Annotated in this window: 5 protein-coding genes; 4 read left to right on the top strand and 1 reads right to left on the bottom strand. The window is 67.1% G+C overall.

The genetic code is table 11. The annotated features are described in order from the left end of the window. Positions 1-313 (bottom strand): KTSC domain-containing protein (locus tag KA248_15670; GenBank protein MBP7831346.1); only part of this gene is annotated, 313 nt, incomplete at its 3' end. Between the two features lie 151 nt (positions 314-464). Here KA248_15670 and KA248_15665 point away from each other — a divergent pair. The 4 genes from KA248_15665 (at position 465) to KA248_15650 (ending at position 4,145) form a co-directional block, all read left to right on the top strand. Continuing rightward, positions 465-989 carry a DUF2062 domain-containing protein gene (locus tag KA248_15665; GenBank protein ID MBP7831345.1) on the top strand — a complete coding sequence of 175 codons (525 nt, stop codon included), beginning with the start codon at positions 465-467 and terminating at the stop codon, positions 987-989. A gap of 382 nt (positions 990-1,371) precedes the next feature. Beyond that, a complete protein-coding gene (locus KA248_15660) occupies positions 1,372-2,172 on the top strand; it encodes an acyl-CoA desaturase (GenBank protein MBP7831344.1) in 801 nt (266 codons plus the stop codon). Next, positions 2,169-2,999 carry a DUF1295 domain-containing protein gene (locus KA248_15655; GenBank protein ID MBP7831343.1) on the top strand — a complete coding sequence of 277 codons (831 nt, stop codon included), beginning with the start codon at positions 2,169-2,171 and terminating at the stop codon, positions 2,997-2,999. The genes KA248_15660 and KA248_15655 overlap by 4 nt, the downstream gene beginning before the upstream one ends. A 102-nt stretch (positions 3,000-3,101) precedes the next feature. After that, positions 3,102-4,145 (top strand): class I SAM-dependent methyltransferase, encoded by a 1,044-nt coding sequence (locus KA248_15650; protein MBP7831342.1) that lies wholly within the window; start codon positions 3,102-3,104, stop codon positions 4,143-4,145. Positions 4,146-4,215 lie beyond the last annotated feature (70 nt).

Here is a 4,215-nt window from a genome sequence, read left to right as displayed (position 1 = left end):
GTGCCAGCCGCCGCGACGGGAAGTGCCCGCGGATGCGCTGGTTGTAGTACGAGCCCTTCCTCTGCGAATCGATGAGCCCGTAGAACACGGACGCCGGCACCGCGCTGTACTCGTAGACCGGCCCGTTCCGGAAGGCGAGGGTCAGCGTGTCCTGGTCGGCCCGGTAGTACACGAGACTGATCACGTCCGAGGCGACCTCGTAGAAGACCCCGTCCTCCCACGGCAGCTGCCGCTCGAACGTGGTGTAGCCGTACAGAACCGACGCCAGCAGAATCACCACCGCCACGATCACTTTCTTGCTTCTTGTGCTCATTGTTTCCTCCTCCTGGTCCACTACTAGAAAGGAAGGAGGCGGCGGATATTCCACGGTTTTTTTAAAAAAGTGGGCAGGCTGAAAAAAACACGGCCGGTATTGAAAAACAGGGGTTTTTAGGCATATTGCGGGACAGAATTCGGAGCCGGACATGGAGGAAAGCCAAGCCAGGGAAAAAGGCGGGGACGGCTATTTTCGCCGGAAGGTGGGAATACCTTTGCTGAATCTTTTCCGGCAGGGGATTACACCGGAGAAGATCGCGCAATGCCTGGTCCTGGGGGCGGTAATCAGCGTGTTCCCGGTGCTGGGCACCACGACCGTTCTTTGCGCCGTGGCCGCGGTCCGGCTGAAGCTGAACCTGCCGGCGATCCAGGCGGTCAACTGGCTGTTCGGCGGCGTGCAACTGGCGTTGATCTGGCCCTTTCTGCGCCTTGGGGAATGGGTATTCCGCGCGGAGCCGTTGCCGTTCTCGCCTGCCGAACTAGCGGCGAGGCTCAAGGAGCATCCGTGGGAATTCCTCCAATCCTTCCAGGCCGCCGTGTTGTACGCCGTGGCGGGATGGCTGGTCGCGGCCGTGCCCGCGGCCTGGCTGGCCTACCGGGTCGCGAAGGCCGTGCTCGCGGCCCGGGGCAAAAGACGCGCCGTTGAGGCAGGACTGATTCATAAAGGAGCGTAACCCGTTCCAACCATGGAAGAACAAGGCCCGCGCACAGCAGGGCATGCGTCGGCCTCGAGGGCGAGGCCGCGCTACGCGGACGCCGCGGATGCGGCACTCGGCGTAGCCCGCGACCGCCCCCGGTCGCGGGGCCGGTTGGCTCCGCGGATTCCGGACCCCCGCGTTTCGCGAGGGGAGTCCCCTCGAGAAAAATCGCATTCCCTTCACGGATCGAGGGTTCACCGTTCTCATGAATCAGTCCTGCCGTTGAGGCCTGACGCCATTCGCGGGCTTGTTCGCTTCACGATGATCGGGTAGAAAAAAGAAGGGGTGTATAAAGGTGACAGGCGCATCGTCCATCTCGCAGCGATTAGACTGGAAAGAGGGGCTGCCGCTGCTGTTCATGCACCTGGCGTGCCTGGCGGTGTTCTGGACCGGCGTGAGCCGGGCCGCCGTGGCCGCTTGCGTGGCGATGTACGCGGTCCGGGTCTTCGCCCTGACCGGCGGCTATCATCGCTACTTCTCCCACAACGCATTCAAGACCAGCCGGGCCTTCCAGTTCGTGCTGGCCCTGCTGGGCGCGACGGCGGCGCAGCGCGGGCCGCTGTGGTGGGCCTCGCACCACCGGCATCATCACCGGATGGCCGACACGGAGGACGATATTCATTCGCCGTCCCGCCGCGGCTTTTTCTGGGCGCACCTGGGCTGGCTGCTGGTCCCCGAGTATTCGCGGACCCGCTATGACCTGATCGAGGATTTCGCGAAATACCCCGAGTTGCGCTTCCTGGACCGGCATCCGTTCGTCGCGCCCGCCGCGCTGGTTCTATTCCTCTATATGGTCGGCGAGGGGCTGAAGCCGGCGGGCGGGGCGACCGGGCCGCGGTTCGTGGTCTGGGGGTTCTTCATCAGCACGGTCCTGGTCTACCACGTGACGTTCTGCATCAACTCGCTCATGCACATGGCCGGCACGCGCCGCTACGCGACGCCGGACACGAGCCGGAACAACGCCGTGCTGGCGCTCTTGAGCATGGGCGAGGGGTGGCACAACAACCACCACCGCTATGCCGTGGCCGCGCGCCAGGGCTTCTTCTGGTGGGAGGTGGACCTGACCTACTACGCGCTGCGCGGGCTGGCCGCGCTCGGGGTGGTCTGGGACCTGCGCGAGCCGCCGGCGAAGGTCTACGAGGAGGCGCGGGCGCGATGACCGGCGCCTGGGTCATTCCGGCGGGCTGGGCGGCGATGGTGGCCTTTTTCGGCCTGCTGTGGCTGGTGCAACGGCGGACGGGGGACGCGGGGATCGTGGATATCGGCTGGGCGTCGGGGATCGGCCTGGTGTCGATCTTCTACGCGGTGTTCCTGGACGGCGACGTGGCGCGCCGGGCGCTGGCGGCCGCGCTGGCCTGCGGGTGGGGCTTCCGGCTCGCGGCCTACATCCACGGGCGCAACCACGGGAAGCCGGAGGACGGACGTTACCGCAAGCTGCGGGAGGAATGGGGCGGGAACTTCCAGCGCCGCCTGTTTAACTTCTACCAATTTCAGGCCGTCACCGTGGTGATCCTGTCGCTTTCCCCTTGGGCGGCGATGCGCAACCCGGCGTCGATCGTCGGGCCCTGGACGGCGGCGGGCGTCGCGGTCTGGATCCTGTCCGTCGGCGGCGAGGCGCTGGCCGACGCGCAGCTGGCGCGGTTCCGGCGGCGGCCGGAAAACAAGGGCCGGACCTGCCGCGCGGGCTTGTGGCGCTATTCGCGGCACCCGAATTACTTCTTCGAGTGGCTGCACTGGTGGGTCTACGTCCTGCTGGCGGTCGGGTGGGGTGGGTTCTGGCTGACGCTGATCGCGCCCGCGCTGATGCTGTACGTATTGCTGAAGGTCACCGGCATCCCCGCGACCGAGGCCCACGCGCTGGCCAGCCGGGGCGAGGAGTACCGCGAGTACCAGCGCACGACGAGCGCTTTTTTCCCGTGGTTCCCGAAAAGCACATCGGGAAAGACGCCCCCTGCCGGCTTCTTGCCCGGCGGGGGCGGGAGGTAAGGGGGGCGCCGGGCGCGGCTTTTCCCGGCCTCGTTCACCGGCGAGTCAAGCTCGCTGGGGTCTTGGGTGGGAGGTATTCTGGTAAAAAAAGCACGGACACTCATGAACCGAATCATTGACTGGATGGAGCGGGGCCTGGTCCCCGACGCGCTGATCCGGGCCGGCATCCGCCGGCTGCACGCGGAGCGCCTGCGCATGGAAGGGGCGGGCGGCGTCGAGGCGATCCGCGTCCGGCACGAGGCGTTCGTCGCGCACATGCGCAAAAGCCCGGTCGCCGTGGCGACGGACAAGGCGAACGAGCAGCACTACGAGCTGCCGCCGGAGTTCTTCAAGCTGATCCTCGGCCCGCGCCTGAAGTACAGCAGCGGGGTCTGGCCCGACGGCGTACGGACGCTCGCGGAGTCCGAGGAGGCCATGCTCGAACTCACCGCGCGCCGCGCGCGGCTGGCGGACGGGCAGGAGATCCTCGAGCTCGGCTGCGGCTGGGGCTCGCTGACGCTGTGGATGGCCGAGCATTTCCCCGGCGCGCGGATCACGGCGGTGTCGAACTCCCATGGCCAGCGGGAGTTCATCCAGGCCGAGTGCGGCCGCCGGCGGTTGGACAACGTGCGGGTCATCACGGCGGACATGAACGAGTTCCAGGCGGACCGCGTGTTCGACCGCGTGGTCACGGTCGAGATGTTCGAGCACATCCGCAACTGGGAGGAGCTGCTCGGCCGCGTCGCGCGCTGGATGAAGCCCGACGCGCGGATGTTCGTGCACATCTTCACGCACCGCGAGCTGGCCTATCCCTTCGAGACCGGCGACTCGACGGACTGGATGGCGCGCTATTTCTTCACGGGCGGGATCATGCCCTCGGATTCGCTGATGCTCTACTTCCAGCGCGACCTGCGGATCGAGGAGCACTGGCAGGTCAACGGCCGCCACTACGCGCGGACGCTCGAGGCGTGGCTGGCGAAGCTCGACGCCGCGCGGGGCGACGCGCTGGCCATCCTGGAAAAAGCCTACGGGGCCGCGGAGAAGAAGCGCTGGCTGCAACGCTGGCGGATCTTCATCCTGGCCTGCTCGGAGCTGTTCGGCTACCGCGGGGGCGAGGAGTGGGGCGTGTCGCATTACCTGCTGCGCAAGCCGGGGGCGGCGGGATGAGCGCGCCGCTGGACATCGCGGTGATCGGGGCGGGCGGGGCGGGCCTGACGGCCGCGTGGCTGCTGGACCG

It is taken from the genome of Kiritimatiellia bacterium, assembly GCA_018001225.1.
Taxonomy (GTDB): domain Bacteria; phylum Verrucomicrobiota; class Kiritimatiellia; order CAIQIC01; family JAGNIJ01; genus JAGNIJ01.
This window is presented reverse-complemented; position numbering and strand designations above follow the sequence as displayed.